This is a genomic window from Saccharopolyspora sp. CA-218241, from assembly GCF_050954615.1.
In the GTDB taxonomy this organism is placed as follows: Bacteria; Actinomycetota; Actinomycetes; order Mycobacteriales; family Pseudonocardiaceae; genus Saccharopolyspora; species Saccharopolyspora cebuensis.
Genome location: NZ_CP191860.1, coordinates 5,235,261 through 5,258,724, shown reverse-complemented (window position 1 = coordinate 5,258,724; position 23,464 = coordinate 5,235,261). Strand labels below are relative to the sequence as shown.

Genomic DNA, 23,464 nt, shown 5'->3' with positions numbered 1-23,464 from the left:
GGGAGTGGATCGTGACGAGTCCGGAGGGTGACGACCAGCGGCCGGTGCGGGTGTTCCTGGTCGACGACCACGCGCTGTTCCGCGCCGGGGTTCGGGCCGAGCTCGCCGCGGCGGCCGACCGGGTGGAGGTCGTCGGCGAGGCGGGATCGGTGGCCGAGGCGGTCGCGGGCATCGGGCACTGGGCGCCGGAGGTCGTGCTGCTGGACGTGCACATGCCCGACGGCGGCGGCGCCGAGGTGCTGCGCCGGGTCAAGGCGGGGGAGTCGGCGGCGGTGTTCCTGGCGCTGTCGGTGTCCGACGCCGCCGAGGACGTCATCGCGGTGATCCGGGCGGGTGCCCGCGGCTACGTCACCAAGACGATCTCCGGTCGGGAGCTCGCCGACGCGGTGGTCCGGGTCCGGGGCGGCGACGCGGTGTTCTCGCCCCGGCTGGCGGGGTTCGTGCTCGACGCGTTCGCCGAGGGGCCGGGGTCGACGCCGGTGGGCGATCCGGAGCTGGACCTGCTCACCCCGCGGGAGCGCGACGTGCTGCGGCTGCTCGCGCGCGGCTACGCCTACAAGGAGATCGCCGCCGAGCTCTACATCTCGGTGAAGACGGTGGAGACCCACGTCTCCAGCGTCCTGCGCAAGACCCAGCTCTCCAACCGCTACGAGCTCTCCCGCTGGGCCACCGACCGCCGCCTGGTCTGACCCGCGCACGGCCGGTGACCGGCCACCACCCGATCGTGAGCCGAGTGAGGGGCACCCTGTACCGAGTCATGTGGTGCAGGGTGCCCCTCACCAGGTTTCGAGTTCACTTCATCGGGTGGTTGCGGGCGAGGTCGGCGTAGACCCGGAGGCCGTGCTCGCGCTTCGCGGTGGTTGCCGTCGGGGTGGCGGTGGTGGGCTGCTGGATCGTGGCCGGACCCGCCGTGGCCGTCGCCGCCGTCGTTGTGGCCGCCGGTGCGGTGGGGGGCTCCGGTGGCGTCGGCTCCGCTGGCGTCGGGGTGGTGGGGCGGTGGTTGCGGGTGAGGGCGACGCCGAGGAGGACGACGGCCATGCCCGCGAGGACGCGCCAGCCGAGGGGTTCGTCGAGGACCAGGCGGCCGAGCAGCACCGAGACGATCGGCATCAGGTAGGCGACGGTGGAGGCGGTGGTCGCGCCCTCGTCGGCGATGAGCTGGTAGTTCAGCGCGAAGGCGAGCCCGGTGCCGAGGACGCCGAGCACCGCGACGGCCAGCAGCGCCACCGGGTCCCACCCGATCGGCCGCAGCCCGTCGATCGGCAGCGCCAGCACCGCGAGCCCGGTCGCCGCCACCATCTGCATGGCCGCCAGCGCGAGCGGCGGCGGGATGTCCGGTCCGGTCAGCTTCCGCCCGATGTAGACGTAGCCGACGCCGTAGCTGGCCGCCGCGCCGAGGCAGGCGAGCACTCCCCAGCTCAGCTCCTCGCCGCCCCGCCACGGGGCGAGGATGAGCAGCACGCCGAGGAAGCCGAGCACCAGCCCGCCGATCCGGGTGCCGGTGAGCCTGGCCTCGCGGCCGACGAGCAGCCCGAACAGCAGGGTCCACAGCGGTGTCGTCGCGTTGAGCACCCCGGTGAGCCCGGAGCCGACGGTCTGCTCGCCGACGCCGAAGAGCACCCACGGCAGCGCGCTGGCGAACAGCGCCGCGACCGCGACCCGCCGCCACAGCGACGGCCCGCCGCGCGGTCGCAGCCCGCGCAGCGCGCAGAGCCCGAGCAGCACCAGCGCGCCCAGCGCGATGCGGGCCAGCGCGATCTGGGTGGGCGCCAGCGCGGCGAGCGCCAGCTTGATCAGCAGGAAGCTCGATCCCCACAGCAGGGCCAAGGCGCCGAGCCGCAGGTGGCTCATCGGGTTGTTCATCACCGCTCCGCGTGATCGCCGGGTCGTACCGCTTCACCATGCGCGCGAACAGTGGTAAGGACAAGTGAAAAGTTCTCCAATGACATTTCAGCGATGCTGTAAGGTGGCGCCATGCTGGACGTACGCCGGATGCAGGTGCTGCGCGCGGTGGTCAGCAGCGGATCGGTGAGCGCGGCGGCGGCCAACCTCGGCTACACGCCCTCGGCCATCAGCCAGCAGCTCGCCACCCTGGAACGGGAAGCGGGCATCCCGCTGCTGGAGAAGGCCGGTCGCGGCCTGCGCCCCACCCCCGCCGGGGTGCTGCTGGCCGAGCGCGCCGAGGCGCTGGCCGGGTTGCTCGGCGAGACCGAGGCCGAACTCGCGGATCTGCGCGCCGGGCGGACCGGGCTGCTGCGCCTGCGGTTCTTCCAGACCGCCTCGGTGGGCCTGGTCCCCACCGCGGTCGCGAAGTTCCGGGCCGACCACCCCGAGGTGCAGCTCGACCTGGAGATGCAGGAGGAGCACCTGCTCGCCGACCTCGCCGCCGGGACCGCCGACGTCGCGGTGCTGGTGGTGTGGCGGGATGTCCCGCAGCGACGCGGGATCCGCTTCGCGCACCTGGTGGACGACCCGTACCGGGTGGTGCTGCCGCTGGACCACCCGGCCGCCGGGCAGGACCGCGTGGACCTCGCCCGGCTCGCCGACCAGCCGTGGGTGAACAGCGCCCCCACCGGCACCGACGACGTGTGCTCCCGCGCGCTGGCCGACGCCTACGCCAGCGCCGGGTTCACGCCGCGGGTGGTGCTGGAGGCGCCGGACAGCTACTCGGCGCAGGGCTTCGTGGCCGCCGGGCTGGGGGTCGCGCTGGTGCCCCGGCTCGGCCTGGAGGTGGTGCACCCCGGGGTGGCGGTGCGCCCGGTGCGCCGGCCGGAACCGGTGCGCAGCCTGCACGTGGCGGTGCGCGAGTCGATCGCGGACCTGCCCGCCACCCGGACGATGGTGCGCGCGCTGCGCGAGACGGCGGAGATCACGCCAGCCGGTCGGAGTTGATCAGGACGGTGCCGTCCCCGCGCATGGCCATGCCGAGCACGTGCCGCTCGGTGCTGTCCTCGCCGTCCTTGGTGAACCTCAGCGTCACCACGACGTTGTTGCCGGAGGCCTTCGGGCCGTCGACGATCTTGACGTCGTCGATGCCGTCCCAGAAGTTCTCGTAGGACTTCTTGCCCTGCTGCTTCAGTCCCGGCCCGAGCAGCTCCCAGCCCTCGTCGGTGTCGTCGGGCATCAGCTTGTAGTACTCGCGGACCGTCTTCTCCAGGTCCTTGGCGGTGGGCTGCTCGCGCTCCTGCTCGCTGGTCGTGGTCGGCGTGGAGGTCGTCGTCGTGGTGGTGGCCGCCGCCGTCGTCGTGGTGGGCGCCGCCTCGGTCGTGGTCGGCTGGGACGCGACCGGCGGCGGGGCCGGTTCGGACGGCGGAGGCGCGCTGGACTGCGCGTCCCCGCCCCGGCCGCCGAAGGCGTTCGCGGCCAGCACGCCCACCAGCACCGCCGCGATGACCGCGGCCACCCACACCGCGATGGTGCGCCAGTTGCGCTGCGAGGAGGGGGATTCGGCGACCGCCGGGCCGTAGTGGGTCGCGGGCGCGGCACCGGCCGCGACCCGGGTGCGCGAGGGCGGCTGCTGCTGGCGGGTGGTGCCCGCCGCCGGGCGCTGCCAGCCCGCGTTCGGCGTCGCGTTCGGGATCGGGCGGCCGTCGACCACGGCCTGCAGCAGGTCCCGCGCCTGGGCCATGGTCGGGCGCTCCACCGGGTCCGGCCGCAGGAGCTGCATCAGCGCGGGGCCCATCGGACCGGCCTGCTGCGGTTCGTCGACCTCACCGCGCGCCACCCGGTGCAGCAGGCTGATCGCGTTGTCGTCCACGCCGAACGGCGGGGTGCCCTCGATCGCGGCGTAGAGGGTGGAACCCAGGGAGAACACGTCGGAGGCGGGCGCCGGATCGCGTCCCAGCGCCACCTCCGGGCCAGGTAGGCGGGCGTGCCCGCGAGGATGCCGCTCTTGGTCACCGCCACGTCGCCGATCGCGCGGGAGATGCCGAAGTCGGTGATCTTGGCCATGCCGTTGTCGCCGAGCAGGATGTTGCCCGGCTTGAGGTCGCGGTGCACGATGCCGGCCATGTGGGCGGCGGCCAGCGCGCCGGCGACCTGGAGGCCGATCTTGGCCACCTGCATCGGCGGGAGCACGCCGTGCTCGCTGATCACGGTGGCCAGGCTCTGCGACGGCAGGTATTCCATGACCAGCACGGGCTGGCCCTCGTCCTCCGCCGTGTCGAACACGACGATGGCGTTCTGGTGCTGCAACCGCGCGGCGATCCGGCCCTCGCGCATGGTGCGCTGGCGGGCCTCCTCGGTTTCCTCGGGGGTGTAGCCCGGCTGCACGATCAGCAGCTTGACCGCCACGGTCCGGTGCAGCCGCTCGTCGACGGCCCGCCACACCACGCCCATGGCGCCACTGCCGATGCGCTGTTCCAAGCGGTAGCGGCCCGCGATCAAACGACCTTCGGCGCTCACAGGTGTCTCCTGGTACTGGCTCTGCCTACTCGAACAGGACTGACCGGACCCCCGTGGCCAGCTTCACCCGACGGTGTCCCACGTTACTGGGCCGCACCCGGCCCGCTGCACGCCGGGTGCGCCAACCGCCCAAAACGGGAGGCCGGGGCGCCACGCCGCGGTGCGCACCCCGGCCTCGCCGGTGTTCGTCGTCGACCCGTCAGCCGGTCGACTCCGCGCCCCCGCTGGCGGTGGAGGTGGCGCCGCCGGTGGGCTCGCCGCTGCCGCCGTCCTCCTGGCTCTCCGACGTCGGCGCCTCCGAGGTCTCCTCGGACGGCGTGGTCTCCTCGGAGGTCTGCTCCGAGGTGGTCTCCTGCTGCGTGGTCGTCTGCTGCTCCGTCGTGGTGACCGAGGTTTCCTCCTCGTAGGTCTGGGACTGCTCGGTCGACTCGGTGGTCGGCGCCGGAGGTGGTGGCAGCGCCGGCTGGGTGTTCTGCGGCTGCTGGTTGCCCGCGTTCTCCGGCTGCGACGGCGAGCGCAGCAGGGCCGTGGTCACCAGCACCGCGATCACCGCGACGGCGACCATCGCGATGCCCGAGACCACCATCGGGCGCTTGCTGCGGCGCTCCCGGACGTCGTCGGCCCGGGTGTCCTTGCCCATGTACGAGGTCGCGTCGTCGTACTCCCGCTCGGTGTACGGGTCGTCCTCGTAGTGCGCGACGGTGGTGCGGTCCTGCGGCGTGACCGAGGTCGGCGCCAGGTCCGGCCTGCTGCTCTCCGGCGCCAGCGCGGGCGGGATCGGTGCGGCCATCGTCGGGATCGAGGTCACCGCGGCGCCGTCGGAGACCTGTTGCAGCATCTCGCGGACCTGCGCCATGTCCGGCCGGTCCTCGACGCGCGCGGCCATCATCGCCATCAGCGGGTCGGTCATCGCACCGGCCTGCTGCGGCGGCTCGATCCGGCCCGCCGCGACCGCGTGCAGCAGCGCGAGGGTGTTCTCGTTGAGGCCGAACGGCGGGTGGCCCTCGATCGCGGCGTAGAGCGTGGCGCCGAGCGAGAACACGTCGGACGCGGGCGTGGGTTCCTGCCCCATCGCGACGTCCGGCGACAGGTAGGCGGGCGTGCCCGCGAGCATCCCGGTCTTGGTGACCTGGACGTCGCCTTGGGCGCGCGAGATCCCGAAGTCGGTGATCTTCACCATGCCGTTGTCGCCGAGCAGGATGTTGCCGGGCTTGATGTCCCGGTGCACCACCCCGGCCGAGTGCGCGGCGCCCAGCGCGGAGGCGACCTGAGCACCGATCCGGGCCACCTCGCGCGGCGGCAGCGGACCGTGCTCGGACATCATCGCCCCGAGGCTGGTCGACGGCAGGTACTCCATGACCAGAACAGGCTGGCCTTCGTCCTCCGCCACGTCGTAGACCGAGATGGCGTTCGGGTGCTGGAGCCGGGCCGCGATGCGGCCCTCCCGCATGGCCCGTTGCCGCGCTTCCTCGGCCTCACCCGGGTCCAACCCGGGCTGCAGCAGCAACTGCTTGACCGCGACCGTGCGGTGCAGGCGTTCGTCGACACACTCCCACACCACGCCCATCGCGCCACTGCCGATGCGTCGCTGCACTCGGTAGCGTCCGGCGACCAGGCGACCTTCGTCGCTCACCGACGTCTCCCCGTACTGCTATCGATGCCCGAAGCGGCCGTTGGCGGCGGTCGTCCCGGCCGCGCGACCCCGCCGGACATCGGCGGATACGGCGGGCCGTGATCGGCTCGCCGACATGTACACGTTGCGGCGCGGCCCGGCTGTCATCCCGACCGCGTTACGGCAGCCTAGCCCACGCCGGTTCGGCATAGGCCCGAAGTGCGGAAGTCGGCGCCTCCGATCCGACGGTACGCGGCCCGGCCGGTCCCGCGGTGCGGCGGGGGAGGTCCGCTCCCCGCGGCGGTGTGGTGCAGGTCATGGGCGGTACGGGCTCGGGGTGCGGTGCCGGGCGCGCAGCAGCTCGGCACCGACGATCCGCGGCGCGATGCCGACCTCGACGTCGAGCCGCTGGTGCAGCACCACCCGGTGCCCGTCCGGGTAGTCCACCTCGACCTCCGCCCGCACGGCGCCGCCGCGTTCGACCCACGCGGAGTGCCGGGTCGCCGACACCGCGTCCCAGGCCCGCACCAGGTCGGCGCGGTCGCCGATCAGCTCGGGGGCGATCAGCTCGGCGGCAGCGGCGGCATCGTCGGCCACCAGCGCGTAGAAGTCGGCGACCACCGCCAGCGCGGCTTCGGAGCTGCCCGCGATGGGGTTGGCCACGACGTCGGGGCGGACCGGGTCGGGCACCGGCGGGGCGGGGAGCTCGGCGGACGGCCAGGTGGTCCCGGCGTACGGCCAGCTCGCCTGCCGCGCCACGTCCGGGCGCAGCGCCGCGGCACCGATGATCGCCTGGGTGCGGGTCACCGGGTTCGGGCGCGGGACGGGCAGCGCGATGATCGTGCTCGCGGCGGCGCCCGACCCCAGCACCAGGACCGCTCCCAGGGAGAGGAAGACGAGCCGGCTGCTGATGGTCGGCGTGCCCTCGTTGGCCTGCGGCGGGCGGAACAGCAGCTCGGAGAACCACCGGTGGTGCTCGGAGGCGGACCGCTGCCTGCTCCGCAGCTCCTCGACGGTGCGCGCACGGGTGTCTCGGCCGTTGCTGCCGCTGGCGGGCGAGTGGTCCACGTCGGGGTCCGTCTTCTGTCGGTTCCAGCCTCTGGTGCAACTCGTACCGCCTCTCGGCGGCGGGTTGGTCGGCTGGTCCGCTGGTTCACCCGGCGTTACCGGCAGTGATCACACGATCGGAGCAGTCGCCGTGATCAGGTTGCCGTCCTGGCGGTACCGGGCGGCGCCCCGGTCGCCTCCGGGCACCGGTCGGCGAACGGCCAGGAGTGCTGCCCCCGGCGCGCCTGGTCGCAGAACCGGTGGAGCTCTTCGCGGGTGATCTCGTCGAGGTACTGCTGCGCGGCGGATCCCGGAGGCTGCGGGGACGTCGCGGTGGGCTCGGCCGGTTCCGCGGTCAGCGGGCTCGGCAGCGGCTCGATCAGCGGTTCCCGGTCCGGCGGCGCGGTGGTCGCCGACGGCGGGGCGGGCGCGGTCGCGGCCGGGGACGGCGCGGGCGGGGGCACCGCCGGGGGCGGCGGTGCGGGGGACGGGGTGGTCGCGGTGCCCGGTGGGCGCGAGGTGGCGGGCGGTGCGGGCACGGGCCCGCGGGACGGACCGGCGGATTCCCCGCGCACCGCGGCGGGCGCCCGGTCCGAGGAGTCCGGCGCGGCGGGCGGGGTGGGGGCGTCGGTGCGGCGCAGCAGCGGCGGGTACTCGCCGCCGCGCGGCATGCTCGGCAGTTGCAGCCCGTCGATGGTGTGGCCGCCGCCGACCAGCATGGTGGTGGCGACCAGCAGCCCGCCCAGCGACGCGGCGGAGGCGGTGATGGCGAACCAGGCGGCGTGCCGCCAGGTGCGCGGCGGGGTGACCGAGGCGGGCACCATGCCCAGGTTGAAGGCGTGCAGCCCGTCGGCGTCCGGATCCCGGTCGTCCGGGGCGGACGCGCGTGCGTGGTGCATGGGAACCCCCGATCCCGCGTAGTCCTCGGAGTTCACGACGTGTCGACCGCGTGGAAGACCTCGGCGAGGCGCCCGGCGGCGAGGCCGTGCCGCTGCGCGTTGCGTTCGAGGTGCTGCCGCATGGTGTCCCGGAGATCGTCCAGGTGCGCGGTCTGGGAGCGGTGCGCCGCGAGGGCGGCGAGCTTCGCTTCGAAGTGATCGGTGATGTCGACCGCGCGGTTGATCCGCTGTTCGGGTGAACCGGAGAGCCACAGCGCGGGCACCGTCCACGGCGCCAGGCCCTCGTCGAGCAGCTCCGGGTGGGCGTGCTCGTTGCGCGCGTCGGGGTAGACCGCGGCCAGCGCCGCTTCCCCGACCGCGCGGTGGTCCGGGTGCGAGACCACGAGGTGCTCCCAGGCGATCTCGGGCGAGTGGCTGACGACCAGCTGCGGCCGGACCTGCCGGATCACCCGGGCGATGTCGCGGCGCAGCCCGAGGTCGGCGACCACCCGGCCGTCCTGGTGGTCGAGGAAGCGCACGTCGGAGACGCCGACGGCGGTCGCGGCGGCCCGCTGCTCGTCCCGGCGCAGCCGGGCGACCTCGCCGCGCGGGACGCCCTCGAAGGCCCCCGAATCACCCGCGGTGCAGACGCAGTAGGTGACCGCGATGCCCGCGCCGGTCCACGTCGAGACCGTCCCCGCCGTGCCGAAGTCGACGTCGTCGGGGTGCGCGGTGACCACGAGCGCCCGCTCGACGTCGACATCCGGCGGAGTGGTCATGGTCACATCGTAGTGCCCCGACCCCCCATGATCCTCCCGGACGCGCCCCCATCACCCGAGTTGATCAAAGGTTGTTCACGCCCACCCGTGCCAAAAACCCAACCCCGGTCAGGCAAACGGCGAAGCCGAAGCGCCCACCCACGCGCCACCAGCAACCACCGTCAGGCAAGCGGCGCGAACCGCTTCCGCACTACCCCACCCTCGCAACTTGCACCGCCGCGGGTTCTCAGCTGTCTTCTCGCGAGGACGCCCTGATGCCGTGTATTGGAATACATCAAGAAGGGCGCCCGGAGCGAGAAGACAGCTGAGGTTCCGCCACCCGCACCGCCACGCAAAACGACCACCGCACAGATCAAAACTGGCCGTTGCGGAACTTTGCTTGCGTGTTCTGCAACTGCTTCAGCGAGTAGAACCCGCCGCCACCGGCGAGCAGGATGGCCACGATGTCGGTGCCGCCGTCGCCGAGGGAGAACAGCAGCGCGAGCAGCCCGATGCCGAGGCCGACGCCCGCCGACGGCATCCGCTTCTTGGCGAAGTCGACCGCGGGCTGTCCGCCGGGCCGCTTCTTGGCCGCCGAGGACAGCATCCCGAGGTAACCCGCGTGCCCGGCGCCGATCAGCACCGCCACGAGGGTCACGAGGGTGGCGACAACTCCGATGATGAACATGCCCCCAGTCTGCCTTGTTCCGGGCCTGCCCGGTATGGGTGATATCCCGGAGAAGGCCTGAGCACCGGGGTGCGGGGCCGCCGGGGCGGCGCTCCGTGAGGTCCGGGCGCGGAAACGGTTGTGCTCCGGGGCTGGATTGAGACGCGCCTCACGCCTAGGTTGCGTGGGTATGAGCGCCCTTCACACGCCGGAGCACGTGCTGGCCGGCAAACGCGCCGTGGTCACCGGCGGGGCCAGCGGGATCGGGGCCGCCGTGGCGCGCGGGCTCGTCGGGGCGGGCGCCGAGGTGGTGCTGGCCGACCGCGCGGCGGAGGCGGTGGAGGCGGTGGCCGCCGAGCTCGGCGCGGAGGCCCGGGTGGTGGACCTGAGCGATCCGGAGGTCGCCGGTGCGCTGGGGGAGCGGGCCGACGTGGTGGTCAACAACGCCGGTTTCCAGCACGTCGCGCCGGTGCACGAGTTCCCGCCGGAGACCTTCAGCGCGATGCTGCGGGTGATGGTGGAGTCCCCGTTCCGCATCGTGCGCACCGCGCTGCCCGGGATGTACCGGCGCGGCTGGGGCCGGGTCATCAACATCTCCTCGGTGCACGGCCTGCGCGCGTCCCGGTACAAGTCCGCCTACGTCACCGCCAAGCACGCGGTGGAGGGGCTGTCCAAGACGATCGCGCTGGAGGGCGCCCGCTACGGCGTGACCTCGAACTGCGTCAACCCCGGCTTCGTGCGGACCCCGCTGGTGGAGCGGCAGCTCACCGAGCAGGCCGAGCTGCACCGGGTCCCGGAGTCCGAGGTGCTGGAGGACGTGCTGCTGGCCCGCAGCGCGGTCAAGCGGCTGGTCGAGCCGGAGGAGGTCGCCGAGCTCGTGGTGTGGCTGTGCGGGCCCGGGACCAGCTCGGTCACCGGGGCGTCGATGGCGATGGACGGCGGCTGGACCGCGCACTGAGGGCCGTCCCGCCGCGGACGACGAGGACGTCGAAGAAGGCCCTGATCCCGAGGAGGCGCCGCGATGCGCACCGAACCCGACAGCACGCCCGCGCGGACCGGCACCGGTCGCGTGGTGTTGGCGAGCCTGGTCGGCACCACCGTGGAGTGGTACGACTTCTTCCTCTACGGCTCGGCGGCGGCCCTGGTCTTCAACCGCCTGTTCTTCCCGACCGGCGATCCGCTGATCGGCACCCTGCTGGCCTTCGTCACCTACGCGGTCGGCTTCGTCGCGCGGCCCATCGGCGGTCTGGTGTTCGGCCACTTCGGCGACCGGCTCGGCCGCAAGAAGCTGCTGGTGCTGAGCCTGGTGATGATGGGCGGCGCGACGTTCCTGATCGGCCTGCTGCCCACCCACCAGGCGGTCGGGGCGGCGGCACCGCTGCTGCTGACCCTGCTGCGGCTGGTGCAGGGCTTCGCGATCGGCGGCGAGTGGGGCGGTGCGGTCCTCATCGTCACCGAGCACGGCTCGGCGAAGCACCGGGGCTTCTGGGCGTCCTGGCCGCAGGCCGGGGTGCCGCTGGGCAACCTGCTGGGCACCGCGGTGCTGGCGGTGCTGGCCGCGGTGCAGACCGAGGAGGCGTTCCTGGCCTGGGGCTGGCGGATCGCGTTCCTGCTGTCCGGCGTGCTGGTGCTGGTCGGGCTGTGGGTGCGGCTGGCGGTGGAGGAATCGCCGGTGTTCCTGGCCGCGCGGGCGGAAGCCGAGCGCACCGGCGCCGCGGACAAGCCGCCGGTCGTCGAGGTGCTGCGCCGCTACCGGCGCGAGGTGCTCACCGCGATGGGCGCCCGGTTCGCCGAGAACGTCGTCTACTACATGCTGACGTCGTTCGTGCTCACCTACGTGACCACGTTCCTCGGGCTGCCGCGCGGGGTCGCGCTGAACGCCTCGCTGATCGCGGCGCTGGTGCACTTCGCGAGCATCCCGCTGTGGGGCGCGTTGTCGGACCGGGTCGGGCGGCGCCCGGTGTACCTGGTGGGCGCGGTCGGCACCGGGCTGTGGGCGTTCCCCTTCTTCACCATGCTGGACACCGAGTCCTTCGCGGTGATCACGGTGGCGACCACGATCGGGCTGGTGTTCCACGGCGCGATGTACGGCCCGCAGGCGGCGTTCTTCTCGGAGCTGTTCGGCACCCGGGTGCGCTACTCCGGCGCGTCCATCGGCTACCAGCTCGCGTCGATCGTGGCCGGCTCGCTGGCGCCGATCATCGCGACGGGGCTGCTGGCCGCGTTCGGCTCCTCGGTGCCGATCTCGATCTACGTGGCGCTGTGCGCGGTGGTCACGGTGGTCGCGGTGGTGTGGTCGCCGGAGACGCGCGACCGGGACCTGACCGCCGACCACGCGGTGTGAGCCGCGAGCGCGGCGGCGACAGGCCCGCGGCATCCTGGCTCCCCCGGCGATAGGTTCCACCTATTCGCCGCGGGAGGCTTCGGATGGATTCACGACAGTTGAGCTACTTCCTGGCGGTGGTCGACCACGAGGGCTTCGTGCGCGCCGCCGAACACCTGCACCTGGCGCAGCCGTCGCTGTCGCAGGCGATCAAGGCGCTGGAACGCAAGCTCGACGCGCCGCTGTTCCACCGCCACAGCCGGGGGGTCACGCTCACCGAGGCCGGGCGGGCCCTGGTCGGACCGGCCCGTCAGGTGCTGCGGGACCTCCAGGTGGCCGGGGAGACGATCAACGCGGTCAAGGGGCTGCGCCACGGCCGGATCGACATCGCCAGCATGCCCTCGCCCGCCATCGACCCGCTCAGCGACCTGATCGGCGAATTCGGGCGCCGGGCCCCCGGTGTCACGGTGAACGTCGTCGCCGCGGCCACCGCCGAACGCACCATCGAGATCGTCCGCTCCGGCTCCTGCGAGCTCGGCGTGCTCGGCACCCCGCACCCGCTGCACGACGCGGACCTGGTGACGCGGCGGTTGCGCAGCCAGCGGTTCGTGCTCATCACCAGCGGCGACGACGAGGCGCCCGAGGGCGCCCTCCGGCGCGAGGACCTGGCGGGCAGGCGGCTGATCGCCGGGCCGCGCGGCACCGGGATGCGGTCGCTGATCGAGGAGATGCGCAGCCGGGGGATCGACCTGGACGTGGTGGTCGAGACCGAACACCGCGAGCAGGTCCTCACGCTGGTCGCCGGCGGGGTGGGCAGCGCCGTCCTCACCGACGGCTGGGGGGCCGTCGCGCGCCGGATGGGCTTGCGGGTGCTCGACCTCGAACCGCCCGCGCACCTCGACCTGTGGCTGATCACCAGGCGGGCACCGATCACGCCCGCCGCGCGGGAGTTCTGGGACATGGTCGAGCGCGACGACCGGTAGGAGCATCCGCGCGCGGGGCCCGTTCCGGCCACCCCGCGCGCGGGTCGGTCACCCGAGGCGGCCGCGGCCGAGCCGCAGCAGGATCATCGCGAGCTCGCGTCCCTCGGCGCCCAGCTCGCGGTAGCGGGCCAGCACGTCCATCTCGCGGTTGTAGACGATGCGCGGACCACCGGCGGCCATCCGCGCCCGGCCGACCTCCTGGGAGACCTCGGCGCGGCGCTTGACCAGACGCAGGATCTCCGCGTCCAGGTGGTCGATCTCCTGGCGGAAGCCGTCGATCGCGGCGGCGGCTTCCTCGGCGTCGGACTTCGGCTGGTCACCGTCCACGGTGGCGTTCATCGGGCGTTGTCCTCCGGCTCGTCGGCCCCGTCCCGGCCCGGATGCGCGAAACGCCCCGAGTCCGCGGACTCCGGGGCGTCGTAGTGGTCGTGTGTGCTCACGCTGCCACGGGCGCCGGAGTCCGGGGCCCGTAGAAAAACTCGTACATCCGCGTCAGCACCCCACCAGTCTGCCACAGCGCCGCGAGGCGGGGCCATCAGGTGAGGCAGCTCTCCCACCTGCTGGACGCGCCCCGCGCCGGTCAGCCGACCGGGGTGCGCCGGGCGGCGCGCTGCCTGCGCAGCGCGCGGACCAGGAGCACTCCCGCCGCGACCACCCCGGCACCGGTGACCACCGCGGCGGCCCAGCCGTAGCCGATCGCCTCGGCCGCCTGCCCGAGGAGCAGCGAGGCGGTGGTGTGCACCGAGGCCCACAGCAGCGAGCCGATCACCGCGGGCAGCAGGAAGCGGGCGAAGGGCATCCGCAGCGAGCCGATCACCGCGGGCACCAGGGAGTGCACCACGGCGACGAACCGGAGCGTGATCAGCGCGCGGCCGCCGGTGTCCCGGACCACCGCCTCAGCGGTCTCCCAGCGGGCGGCGCCGATCGCCCGGCCGACCCGGCTGCCGCGCAGTCCCGGCCCCAGCCCCCGGCCCAGCCAGTAGCCGCCGACCTGCCCGAGCAGGCTGCCCAGCGCCGAGGCCGCCACCACCAGCGGCGCCCAGCGGGGCCCGAGGGCGATCGCCCCGAGCAGCAGCACCGCCTCGCCGGGCACCACCAGCCCCACGAACAACGACGCCTCCAGGGCGATCACCGCGCACAGCGCCGCCGCGCACGCCCACGGGTCGAGCGCCGCCGCGCTCGCCACCAGGTCGGTCAGGAACGCGTCGAGGCGCCCGATCCACTCCACCACGCGCCCCACCGTCGTCGCCGCCGCGGACCGGGACATCCGGGGCGATCCCCGAGGCATCCCGGAGGAATGCGCGGGCCCGTCGGGGGCGACCGGTAACGTGGAAGGACGATGAGCACCCTCTTCGACCTCCCGCAGGGTTCCGACCGCACTCCTGGCTCCGGGTCCGGTGGCTCCGACTCCGGTGAATCGCTGCTCACCGGGCTGAACCCGCAGCAGCGCGCGGCGGTCGTGCACACCGGCGGCCCGCTGCTGGTGGTGGCGGGCGCGGGCTCCGGCAAGACCCGGGTGCTCACGCACCGCATCGCCTACCAGCTCGAACGCGGCGCGCACCCCGGGCAGATCATGGCGATCACCTTCACCAACAAGGCCGCCGCCGAGATGAAGGAGCGGGTGGCCGCGCTCGTCGGCAGGCGGGCCGGGGCGATGTGGGTGTCGACCTTCCACTCGATGTGCGTGCGGATCATCCGCCGCGAGGCCAAGACCCTCGGCCTGTCGTCGAACTTCTCGATCTACGACGGCGACGACTCGCGCCGGTTGATCACGCTGGTGGCGCGGGAGCTGGAGCTGGACTCCAAGCGGTACCCGGCGCGGACCCTCGCGGTGCAGATCTCGAACCTCAAGAACGAGCTGATCGGGCCGGAGGAGGCCGCCGAGCAGGCGGGCAACGACGTCGAGCGCAAGGCCGCGCAGGTCTACGCGACCTACCAGCGGCGGCTGGCCGAGTCGCAGGCGATGGACTTCGACGACCTGATCATGCGCACCGTCGAGCTGCTGCGCGACCACCCGGCGGTGGCCGAGCACTACCGCAGGCGGTTCCGGCACGTGCTGGTCGACGAGTACCAGGACACCAACCACGCGCAGTACGCCCTGGTTCGCGAGCTGGTCGGCACCGCGACCACCGACAGCGGCGTGGAACCGGCGGAGCTGTGCGTGGTCGGCGACGCCGACCAGTCGATCTACGCCTTCCGGGGCGCCACCATCCGCAACATCGAGGAGTTCGAGCGGGACTTCCCGCAGGCCACCTCGATCCTGCTGGAGCAGAACTACCGCTCCACCCAGACCATCCTGTCCGCCGCCAACGCGGTGATCCAGCGCAACCCGAACCGGCGGGACAAGCGGCTGTGGAGCGACGCGGGCGACGGCGAGCGGATCGTCGGCTACGTCGCCGACAACGAGCACGACGAGGCCGCCTTCGTGGCGGGCGAGATCGACCGGCTGGTCGACGAGGGCGCCGCGACGTTCAACGACATCGCGGTGTTCTACCGGACCAACAACCAGTCCCGGGTGTTCGAGGAGGTGTTCATCCGGCTGGGCCTGCCGTACCGGGTCGTCGGCGGGGTGCGCTTCTACGAGCGGCGCGAGGTGCGCGACGCGCTGGCCTACCTGCGGGTGCTGGACAACCCGGAGGACACGGTGAGCCTGCGCCGCATCCTCAACGTGCCCAAGCGGGGCATCGGCGACCGGGCCGAGGCCGTGGTCGCCGCGCACGCCGAGCAGGAGCGGATCTCGTTCGCGGCGGCGCTGCGGGAGGCCGCCGAGGGCCGGGTCTCGCTGCTCGGCACCCGCGCGCGGCGGGCCGTCGCGGAGTTCACGGCGCTGCTCGACGAGCTGCACGAGGTGGCGGCGGAGTCCGACGTGGCCGAGGTGCTGGAAGCGATCCTGGAGCGCACCGGCTACCGGGGCGAGCTGGAGGCCAGCGACGACCCGCAGGACGCCACCCGGGTGGAGAACCTGACCGAGCTGGTCACGGTGGCCCGGGAGTTCGTCGAGTCCCGCGCCGGCGCGCCCGCGGGCGAGGCGTCCGAGGACGCCGAAGCCGCGCTCACCGAGCCGGAACCCGAGGGCCTGCCCGCCGACGACTCGCTGTCGGCGTTCCTGGAGCGGGTGTCGCTGGTGGCCGACGCCGACTCGCTGCCCGAGTCCGGCGACGGCGTGGTGACGCTGATGACGCTGCACACCGCGAAGGGCCTGGAGTTCCCGGTGGTGTTCAGCAGCGGCTGGGAGGACGGCGTCTTCCCGCACAACCGCGCGCTGGGCGATCCGGCGGAGCTGGCCGAGGAGCGGCGGCTGGCTTACGTCGGCATCACCCGGGCCAGGCAGCGGCTCCACCTGTCGCGGGCGCTGATGCGCTCGGCCTGGGGGCAGCCGATGACCAACCCGGCGTCGCGGTTCCTCGCCGAGATCCCGGAGGAGCTGCTGGACTGGCGCCGCGTCGAGCCGGAACGCGCCGCTCCGCAGGTGCGCAGCACTTGGGGCAGTCGCGGCTTCGACCGCGCCGGCGGGGATTCGGCCCAGGCCGGGGTCGCCGCGCGGGGGATGCGCAGCACCCCGGCGACCGGCTGGAAGGACTCGGTGGCCATCAAGCTCGCCGCGGGCGACCGCGTCACCCACGACAAGTACGGCCTGGGCACGGTGCTGGCCACCGAGGGCGAAGGCCCCCGCGCCACCGCCACCATCGACTTCGGCAGCTCCGGCACGGTCCGCCTGATGCTCATCGGCAGCGTCCCCCTCACCAAGCTCTGACCGGACCGCCGCCGCGCCGCCATCACCCGATGGGGAACTGAGCGAGGGGCACCCTTGCCCGAGTGAGGACCGCTTTCGCCAATGATCTGCGTGGCGGTGCGGGTGGCGGAACCTCAGCGGTCCCCTCGCTGCGCCGATCGCCTCCTGATGTACCGACGACGTACCCGGCGTCGGCGCTGTCCTCGCGAGAAGACCGCTGAGCGGTCACGTCCGAGCGCGGGCCGCGGTGCACGCTGCGTGCCTCACCGCATGCGGCTTCGCCGCATTCCGAAAGGACCCCTAACTTGGGCAAGGGTGCCCCTCACTCAGTGCGCGAACGGGTGGCGTCGGCGTGTCGGGCAGCCGGTGCGGTGCGGTTCAGGTGGGGCGGACGTCCGGGTGCCAGCCGGTGCGGACCAGGGCCTCGGCCGGGCCGAACAGCGGGGTGGGCAGCGCATCCCAGCGGTGCCAGCTCCAGCCGTCGACCTTGTCCGGCTCGCGCACCTCGGGTTCGCCCTCGGCGCGGACCGCGTGGTGCAGGGTGATGAAGTGCAGCCCCTCGTCGGGGAAGACGTCGCTGGTCCAGCGCAGCGGGACCACCTCGACCGCGCGGAGCCCGGTCTCCTCGGCGAGCTCGCGAGCGGCGGCGTCCTCGGGCGACTCCCCGGGGTCCACCTTCCCGCCGGGGAACGACCAGGTCCCGGCGCCGTGCGCGCCGCGCCGCCTGCCGAGCAGCACCCGATCGCCGCGCAGGACCACGGCGCTGGTCCCGGCGAACGGGCCTCGCAGGAGTTCCACGGCCGCCGATCCTGCCAGTCCCGGCACCACCGGGTCACGCACCCCGGTCGTCGACGCCGGAGCGCAGCTCGCCTCCGGAGCCGGGACGGCCCGGGCCTCCCACGAGGACACGTCCCGCCGTCATCCGGCGTGGTGAGACCAGCGGTCAGAACCGGTAGTGCAGCACGCGACCCATCCGGCGCAGCGGGGTGATCCGCCCCCAGGCGCGCAGGAAGAGCCGGAACGGCGGGGAGAAGCGGGCGATCTCGGGTGCCTGGTCGAAGGACCACTCCTCGGCGAGCTCCACGCCGGGGACCGGCAGCTCCCGGGGGTCGTCGATGGCCCACCCCAGGCGCGCTCCGGCGGTCACCACGGCGGGGTTGAACCGGCGGGAGAACTCGACGCCCAGGGTGTTGAACGCGTCGAAGATCAGGTGTCCGGCGGGGAAGTGCGCGGTGATCCGGCGCAGCAGGTCGCGTCCGTCCTGTTCGGACAGGTACATGGTGAGCCCCTCGGCGATCACCAGCACCGGCCGGTCGCCGGGAATCCCCCGCAGCAGCGCGGGATCGGTGACCGACGAGCCGACGGCGCGGTACCCGGGGGCGTCCACCGGCAGCACCGCGCGGCGCAGCGCGATCACGTCGGGGTGGTCGACGTCGTACCACGCGACGTCGGCGGGCGGGGCGATCCGCTCGTACCGGGCGTCGAGGCCGCAGCCCAGGTGCAGCACGGTCATCCCCGGCCGCAGCACCCGCCGCACCTCGCGGTCCAGGGCCTGCGCGCGGATCGCGACCGACGCGGGATTGCGGTCCAGCTTCCGGAACCGGTCGAAGTCGTAGTCCAGCCGCCGCACCGCGCGTTCGGCCCACCGGTCGCCGAGGATGGGGTCGGCGCCGCGGGCGTCCAGGGCGCGCAGCCGCAGGGTGGCGAGCATGGTCTCCGGGGCGCCGCGCAGCGACACCGGTCGCCGCTCGCGCTCGAAGGCCAGGCGCAGCACCCGGAACCCGTCGCGCGGACCGGGCAGCGCGCTGGCCACCCGCGCGGCGACCCGCGACCCGATCGGCAGCCGGTCCAGCTCCGGCCGGGTGGTCATCCGGACCTGGTGCAGCAGGCGCAGTCCCGGCACCCGCGCGGTCAGCCCGCGCGGATCGCCGAGGCCCCAGCGGAAAGTCGTGCCGGTCTGGCGCAGCGCCGACACCCGGTGCGCCAGGGCCACCACCCAGGGGTGGATCACGTCGAGGACGATCTCGCCGCGCGGGAACCGGGTGCTGATCCGGCGCAGCAGCGCGAGCACGTCCGCCTCGTCCAGGTACGGCGCGAGCCCTTCGGCGAGCACCAGCACCGTGCGGTCGGCGGGCACCTCGGCGAACCACTCCGGGTCGGTGACCGAGGCGGCGAGCAGGTGGTGGTCCGCGCCGGGCGGCGGCTCGCCGAACACCCGGCGCCGCAGCGCGATGACCTCGGGCTGGTCCACGTCGTACCAGCGCACCCCGGGCGGGACGGTGACCCGCCAGGCCCGCGCGTCCAGGCCGCAGCCCAGGTTGAGCACGACGGCGTCGGGGTGCGCGGCGAGGAACCGCTCGGTCCGCTCGTCGAACAGCTTCGCGCGCAGCGCGGTGAACACCGCGCCGGTGCCGCTCATCCCGGTGTCGCCGAGGTCCGCGCCGAGCCGGTCGGCCACCCGCGCGGCCTCGGCGTCGCCGAGCACCGGACGCACCGAGCGGTGGTCCAGGGCCCGCGCGTGGAGGGTGCTGAGCAGGGTGCGCTGCACGGCGCCGAGCTGCTTCGGGGTGAGCGGCTTCGGATCGGTCACCCGATCACGCTACTGCGCGGCGGGCGGATCAGGAGACGGAGACGCCCTTCTCCTCCATCCACGGCAGCGGGTTGATCTTCTTGCCGCTGGCGTTCCAGATCTCGAAGTGCAGGTGGGTGCCGGTGGAGAAGCCCCGGTTGCCCATGGTGGCGATCTGGTCGCCGGCCTGCACCCGGTCGCCGACGTCGGCGGTGATGGTGTGCACGTGGCCGTAGACGCTGATCGTGCCGTCGTCGTGCTGGACCCGGACCCACATGCCGAAGCCGCTCGCCGGCCCGGCTTCGATCACCACGCCATCGGCGAAGGAGACGATCGGGGTGCCCTTGGAGTTGGCGATGTCGATGCCGTAGTGGGTGGTGCCCCAGCGGCCGCCGAACCCGGAGGTGAACCAGCCTTCCGCGGGGACCACGTACTTCGGCCGCGCCGCCTCCTTCTCGGCGGCGATGCGGGCGGCCTCGGCGGCGGCGCGCTCCTCGGCGAGGCGGGTGCTCTTGGCGAGCTTCTCGACCTCGGAGTTGCTGTCGGTGGCGTGCGCGACGGGCAGCACCTCGGGGGTGCTGCCGCCACCCATGCCTTCGTAGGTGACGTCGTCCGCGGCGCTGCCGAAGGAGGCCGACGCGCCCTGCGGGTCGAATTCGTCGTGATCGGTGGCCGCGTGCCCTTCACCCGCCGCGATGGACTGGCCCGCGGCGGCGAAGGCGCCCGCGGCCACGGCGGCCACGACCACGCGGCCGCGCCACACCGATGCGGTGGATGGTGCTTTCCGGCCGCGCTGCGCGTCGGGGGACGCTGCCCGGACCGGAGAAGGTCGTTCGCCGCTGGGGGAGCGGTGCTGAGACAAGGCCTGCCCTTCCGCCTCGGGGAGTCCGATCACGACGTCGGACGGGGGATCCGACTACCGGTCGGGGAACCGGCGTTGACTTTCGTGATCAGACCGTGACAACGGACCGGAGGACAGTAACCAAGCTGATCCCCTAGGGGCAAATCCCGGATCGTGGCCCCGCGGATACGGGGAGTGGTCGGCGGTGGTGGGGGTCCGCCGGTCGTCCGGCGCGCGGCGGGGCTGGGGCTGCGCGGCAGGGGTGTGCACTGCCTGCGACTACGTGATCGGAGGTCGGGGGCCCGGTGGTACCAGGAGGCCCCGACAGGTGCCTCGATCCAGATACCCGCGAGTAAAGAGTTGTGTCACAAATCACATACAAAGAGCCGCTTGATGGGCAACCTGTCGTGCTCCGTTCGGGTCTGATCACCTCAGGGTGATCATCGAGTCCCCCTCCCGTGCGCGCGATTCCCCCGTCCGCGTGCCCCCTCGGGGTGTCCGTCCGCTCCGCGCGGGTTGCTAGCGTCGGCGCGGTGACTGCGCGGCCAAGCCCCACGTCCGGCGGTGCACCGGCGACAGCCGTGGCGCCGCGGTCCACTCCGTCCTCCCGGCCGACCGCGGCGCTGGTGATCGCCGCCGCCGGAGCCCTGCTGGTGGGCCTCGGGCCGCTGCTCGGCCTGGTCTCCGCCGAGTCCTCGGCGGCCTTCACGGCCTGGCCGGCGCTCCTCGTGCTCGCCCTGCTGCCGCCCGCGCTGGCCCTCGCGCTGCTGCGCACCGGCCGGTCCACCGCCGCGGCCGCGGTGTTGGTCGGCGCCGCCGCCCTCGCCCCCGGTCGCCTCGCCCTGGACGTCCAGTTCCTGGTCGACGCCGGGCTGGCGGCCCGGCCGGAACTGCTCCGGCTGGAGGTGATCGACGCGGGAGCGCCCGGGGCCGGTCTGTGGCTGCTGCTGGCCGGACACGTCGCGGCGCTGGTCGCCGGGGTGCTCGCGGCCGGCGAGCGCGGTGACGAGGAGACCGCGAGCGGCCCACTCGCCCTCGGCCTGCTCGCCGGCGTGCTCGGGGCGGTCGGCGTGCTGTTGACCCCGTTCACCTCCGCCGATCCCTTCCTGCTGCCGCGCGCCGCGCTGGACTCCCCGGTCGCGGTGCTGGTCGGCGGCCTGCTGCTGGCCGTCGCGCTGCCCACCACCGCCGCCTACGCCGCGGGCTCGGGCGACCGGGAGTTCGCCCGGGGCGGCCTGCTCGGCCTCGCCGCCGCGCTGGCCGCGGTCGTGCTGCCCCCGCTGATCGCGGTCGCGGCGCTGCCGACCGCCGGGATCACCACCGGCCCGCTGCTGGGCCTCGGCGCGGTGGTCGCCCTGGTGGTGCTGGCGTGGGCGCCGCGCCGCACCGCCGACGCCGGCGACGACCTCCGGCTGCCCGCGCTGACCCGGCTGCACCGCACGGCCGGTCTGCTGGCGCTGGTGGCGGGGGTGCTCGCGGTGGTCGGCGCGCTGACCCCGCTGCTGCGGATGCCCGCCGGGCTGAGCGACCCCACCGAGTACCCGGGCCGGATGCTGTGGCCCGCCGGGCTGGTGCTGGTCGCGGTCGGTGCGGCCCTGCAGCTGCGCTCCGCCGAGCGGGTGCGGCCGGTGCTCGCGGCGGTCTGGGCCGTGGTCCCGATGGCCGCGGCGGGCGCGCTCGGCTCGGTGTTCGCCGGGCTCCAGGTCGGTGCCCGGGCGGGGGCGGGCGCGTGGGCCGTCGGCCTCGCCGTGGTCCCGGCCGCCGCCGCCGTGGTGGTCGCCGCGGTGGCCGGGGCGGTGGAGCGCGACGACGTGGACCTCACCGAGATCGCGATGCGCCGCGCGGTGCTGGTGCCCGTCCTGGTGGCGCTGGTCCCGGCCGCCGGTGCGTTCGCGTTCCCGGTGCTCACCGCGCCCGGGTACGCCCCGCCGGGGATCTTCACCGACTTCGACACCGCGTCCTGGGGCCTGGTGGTCGGCCTGGTCGCCGTCGTCGGCGCCGCGGTGCTCGCCCCGATGTGCCGACCGCCGCGCGCGGCGGCGCTGCTGGCCGGTGCGGCGCTGGTCGTGGCGGTCCGGGTCGCCGAGCTGCCGATCACCGCCGGTCGCGTCGACGGATCGACCCCGGGCGTCGGGACGTGGTGCGGGCTCGGCGCGATCGTCGTGCTGCTGGTCGCCGCGGCGGTGGCCGGGCGGCGACCGGAACCGGGCGGAACCGGGGCGGACCGGACATCGCGGCGATTGTGAATTGCGCGGCGACCGAGGTCCGAAAAGGCGTGCGAAAACCACTGCCCGTGATAGGGAATTGCTGTTCTGTTCGTCACCAGGGACCCCGGAAGGCGAGGGCTCGACCCTGCTCCTGACGCGTCCACCTGCGGAAAAGCGCTGCTCACGTGAGGCAGTTCACCGGGTGCGGCGCCCCGCGCGTCATCGCAGGTCGATATCGTCACCGGGTCCGACACCGACGTCGCAGGAGACTCGAGTGGACCTGTACGAGTACCAGGCGAAGGAGATCTTCGCCTCCCACGGAGTGCCGACGCTGCCCGGCTCCGTGGCCACCGACCCGCAAGGGGCCAAGGCAGTCGCCGAGGAATTGGGCGGGCCCGTAGTAGTCAAGGCCCAGGTCAAGACCGGGGGCCGTGGCAAGGCCGGCGGCGTGAAGCTGGCCGAGAACCCGGACGAGGCGCAGACCAAGGCCGAGGCCATCCTCGGGCTGGACATCAAGGGCCACGTCACCCGCAAGGTCCTGGTCACCGTCGCGTCCGACATCGCCGACGAGTACTACTTCTCCTTCCTGCTGGACCGCGCCAACCGGAACTTCCTGGCGATGGCGTCGGTCGAGGGCGGCATGGAGATCGAGGAAGTCGCCGCCACCAAGCCGGAGGCGCTGGCCAAGGTCGCCATCGACCCTATCCAGGGCGTCGACGCCACCAAGGCGCGCGAGATCGTCGAGGCCGCGAAGTTCCCGGCCGAGATCGCCGATCAGGTCGCCGACATCATCGTCCAGCTCTGGGACACCTTCGTCGCCGAGGACGCGACCCTCGTCGAGATCAACCCGCTGGTCAAGGACCCGCAGGGCAAGGTGCTCGCGCTCGACGGCAAGGTGACGCTGGACGAGAACGCGGCTTTCCGCCAGCCCGCGCACGCCGAGCTGGTCGACAAGGAGGCCGAGGACCCGCTGGAGGCCAAGGCCAAGGCGAAGGACCTCAACTACGTCAAGCTGGACGGTCAGGTCGGCATCATCGGCAACGGCGCCGGACTCGTCATGTCCACCTTGGACGTCGTCGCCTACGCCGGTGAGGCCCACCAGGGCGTCAAGCCGGCGAACTTCCTGGACATCGGCGGCGGTGCGTCCGCCGAGGTGATGGCCGCGGGCCTCGACGTGATCCTGGGCGACCCGGACGTCAAGTCGGTGTTCGTCAACGTCTTCGGCGGTATCACCGCCTGCGACGCGGTGGCCAACGGCATCGTCCAGGCGTTGGAGATCCTGGGCGACGAGGCCACCAAGCCGCTGGTCGTCCGCCTCGACGGCAACAACGTCGAGGAAGGCCGTCGCATCCTGGCCGAGGCGAACCACCCGGTCGTGACGATGGTCGACACCATGGACGGCGCGGCCGACAAGGCCGCCGAGCTGGCTGCGGGGGCGTGAG

General features: G+C 73.6%; 20 protein-coding genes. 8 read left to right on the top strand and 12 right to left on the bottom strand.

Annotation, left to right across the window (positions count from 1 at the left end; translation table 11 throughout):
• Positions 1-11 precede the first annotated feature (11 nt).
• Positions 12-689 carry a response regulator gene (locus ACQP0T_RS24810; protein WP_433870222.1) on the top strand — a complete coding sequence of 226 codons (678 nt, stop codon included), beginning with the start codon at positions 12-14 and terminating at the stop codon, positions 687-689.
• Between the two features lie 103 nt (positions 690-792).
• Here the strand turns inward: ACQP0T_RS24810 and ACQP0T_RS24805 are convergent, their stop codons facing one another.
• A complete protein-coding gene (locus tag ACQP0T_RS24805; protein ID WP_433870221.1) occupies positions 793-1,863 on the bottom strand; it encodes a DMT family transporter in 1,071 nt (356 codons plus the stop codon).
• Between the two features lie 111 nt (positions 1,864-1,974).
• Here ACQP0T_RS24805 and ACQP0T_RS24800 point away from each other — a divergent pair, with 111 nt between their 5' ends.
• Positions 1,975-2,892: a LysR family transcriptional regulator gene (locus tag ACQP0T_RS24800; protein ID WP_345357911.1), complete on the top strand. Its 918-nt coding sequence runs from the start codon at positions 1,975-1,977 to the stop codon at positions 2,890-2,892.
• A 774-nt stretch (positions 2,893-3,666) separates the two neighbouring features.
• Here the strand turns inward: ACQP0T_RS24800 and ACQP0T_RS24795 are convergent.
• The 6 genes from ACQP0T_RS24795 to ACQP0T_RS24770 all read right to left on the bottom strand — a co-directional run bounded on the left by ACQP0T_RS24795 (position 3,667) and on the right by ACQP0T_RS24770 (position 9,387).
• The gene (locus ACQP0T_RS24795; RefSeq protein ID WP_433870220.1) at positions 3,667-4,404 is read right to left on the bottom strand and encodes a serine/threonine-protein kinase; all 738 of its coding nucleotides are present in this window, start codon (positions 4,402-4,404) and stop codon (positions 3,667-3,669) included.
• A gap of 199 nt (positions 4,405-4,603) precedes the next feature.
• Positions 4,604-6,037 (bottom strand): serine/threonine-protein kinase, encoded by a 1,434-nt coding sequence (locus ACQP0T_RS24790; RefSeq protein WP_433870219.1) that lies wholly within the window; start codon positions 6,035-6,037, stop codon positions 4,604-4,606.
• 294 nt (positions 6,038-6,331) lie between these two features.
• Positions 6,332-7,084 carry a hypothetical protein gene (locus tag ACQP0T_RS24785; protein WP_433870218.1) on the bottom strand — a complete coding sequence of 251 codons (753 nt, stop codon included), beginning with the start codon at positions 7,082-7,084 and terminating at the stop codon, positions 6,332-6,334.
• Positions 7,085-7,218: 134 nt separating this feature from the next.
• Entirely contained in the window at positions 7,219-7,962 is a 744-nt protein-coding gene (locus ACQP0T_RS24780; protein WP_433870217.1) for a hypothetical protein, read from the bottom strand.
• Positions 7,963-7,994: 32 nt separating this feature from the next.
• Positions 7,995-8,720, bottom strand: a complete 726-nt coding sequence (locus tag ACQP0T_RS24775; protein ID WP_433870216.1) for a PIG-L deacetylase family protein — start codon at positions 8,718-8,720, stop codon at positions 7,995-7,997.
• Positions 8,721-9,072: 352 nt separating this feature from the next.
• Positions 9,073-9,387: a hypothetical protein gene (locus ACQP0T_RS24770; protein ID WP_433870215.1), complete on the bottom strand. Its 315-nt coding sequence runs from the start codon at positions 9,385-9,387 to the stop codon at positions 9,073-9,075.
• Positions 9,388-9,556: 169 nt separating this feature from the next.
• On the opposite strand from ACQP0T_RS24770, the gene ACQP0T_RS24765 reads away from it, so the two are divergent.
• The 3 genes from ACQP0T_RS24765 to ACQP0T_RS24755 all read left to right on the top strand — a co-directional run bounded on the left by ACQP0T_RS24765 (position 9,557) and on the right by ACQP0T_RS24755 (position 12,672).
• A complete protein-coding gene (locus ACQP0T_RS24765; RefSeq protein ID WP_433870214.1) occupies positions 9,557-10,324 on the top strand; it encodes a 3-hydroxybutyrate dehydrogenase in 768 nt (255 codons plus the stop codon).
• Positions 10,325-10,387: 63 nt separating this feature from the next.
• Positions 10,388-11,710, top strand: coding sequence for an MFS transporter (locus ACQP0T_RS24760; protein WP_433870213.1), 1,323 nt, complete (start codon positions 10,388-10,390; stop codon positions 11,708-11,710).
• Positions 11,711-11,793: 83 nt separating this feature from the next.
• A complete protein-coding gene (locus tag ACQP0T_RS24755; RefSeq protein WP_433870212.1) occupies positions 11,794-12,672 on the top strand; it encodes a LysR family transcriptional regulator in 879 nt (292 codons plus the stop codon).
• Positions 12,673-12,720: 48 nt separating this feature from the next.
• Here the strand turns inward: ACQP0T_RS24755 and ACQP0T_RS24750 are convergent, their stop codons facing one another.
• Both ACQP0T_RS24750 and ACQP0T_RS24745 read right to left on the bottom strand, forming a co-directional pair.
• Positions 12,721-13,011 (bottom strand): chorismate mutase, encoded by a 291-nt coding sequence (locus tag ACQP0T_RS24750; protein ID WP_345357940.1) that lies wholly within the window; start codon positions 13,009-13,011, stop codon positions 12,721-12,723.
• A gap of 241 nt (positions 13,012-13,252) precedes the next feature.
• Positions 13,253-13,939, bottom strand: a complete 687-nt coding sequence (locus ACQP0T_RS24745) for a DedA family protein (RefSeq protein ID WP_433870211.1) — start codon at positions 13,937-13,939, stop codon at positions 13,253-13,255.
• A 72-nt stretch (positions 13,940-14,011) separates the two neighbouring features.
• Here ACQP0T_RS24745 and pcrA point away from each other — a divergent pair, with 72 nt between their 5' ends.
• The gene (gene pcrA, locus ACQP0T_RS24740) at positions 14,012-16,426 is read left to right on the top strand and encodes a DNA helicase PcrA (RefSeq protein WP_433870210.1); all 2,415 of its coding nucleotides are present in this window, start codon (positions 14,012-14,014) and stop codon (positions 16,424-16,426) included.
• Positions 16,427-16,783: 357 nt separating this feature from the next.
• Here the strand turns inward: pcrA and ACQP0T_RS24735 are convergent, their stop codons facing one another.
• From ACQP0T_RS24735 to ACQP0T_RS24725, 3 genes are all read right to left on the bottom strand, one after another.
• The gene (locus ACQP0T_RS24735; RefSeq protein WP_433870209.1) at positions 16,784-17,203 is read right to left on the bottom strand and encodes a nucleotide triphosphate diphosphatase NUDT15; all 420 of its coding nucleotides are present in this window, start codon (positions 17,201-17,203) and stop codon (positions 16,784-16,786) included.
• A gap of 145 nt (positions 17,204-17,348) precedes the next feature.
• A complete protein-coding gene (locus tag ACQP0T_RS24730) occupies positions 17,349-18,995 on the bottom strand; it encodes a class I SAM-dependent methyltransferase (RefSeq protein ID WP_433870208.1) in 1,647 nt (548 codons plus the stop codon).
• 28 nt (positions 18,996-19,023) lie between these two features.
• On the bottom strand, positions 19,024-19,737 hold the full coding sequence (locus ACQP0T_RS24725; RefSeq protein ID WP_433870207.1) for a M23 family metallopeptidase: 714 nt from the start codon (positions 19,735-19,737) through the stop codon (positions 19,024-19,026).
• A gap of 611 nt (positions 19,738-20,348) precedes the next feature.
• Between ACQP0T_RS24725 and ACQP0T_RS24720 the strand changes: the two genes are divergently transcribed.
• The gene (locus ACQP0T_RS24720) at positions 20,349-22,061 is read left to right on the top strand and encodes a hypothetical protein (RefSeq protein WP_433870206.1); all 1,713 of its coding nucleotides are present in this window, start codon (positions 20,349-20,351) and stop codon (positions 22,059-22,061) included.
• A 235-nt stretch (positions 22,062-22,296) separates the two neighbouring features.
• The gene (gene sucC, locus ACQP0T_RS24715; protein WP_433870205.1) at positions 22,297-23,463 is read left to right on the top strand and encodes an ADP-forming succinate--CoA ligase subunit beta; all 1,167 of its coding nucleotides are present in this window, start codon (positions 22,297-22,299) and stop codon (positions 23,461-23,463) included.
• Position 23,464: the final 1 nt, after the last annotated feature.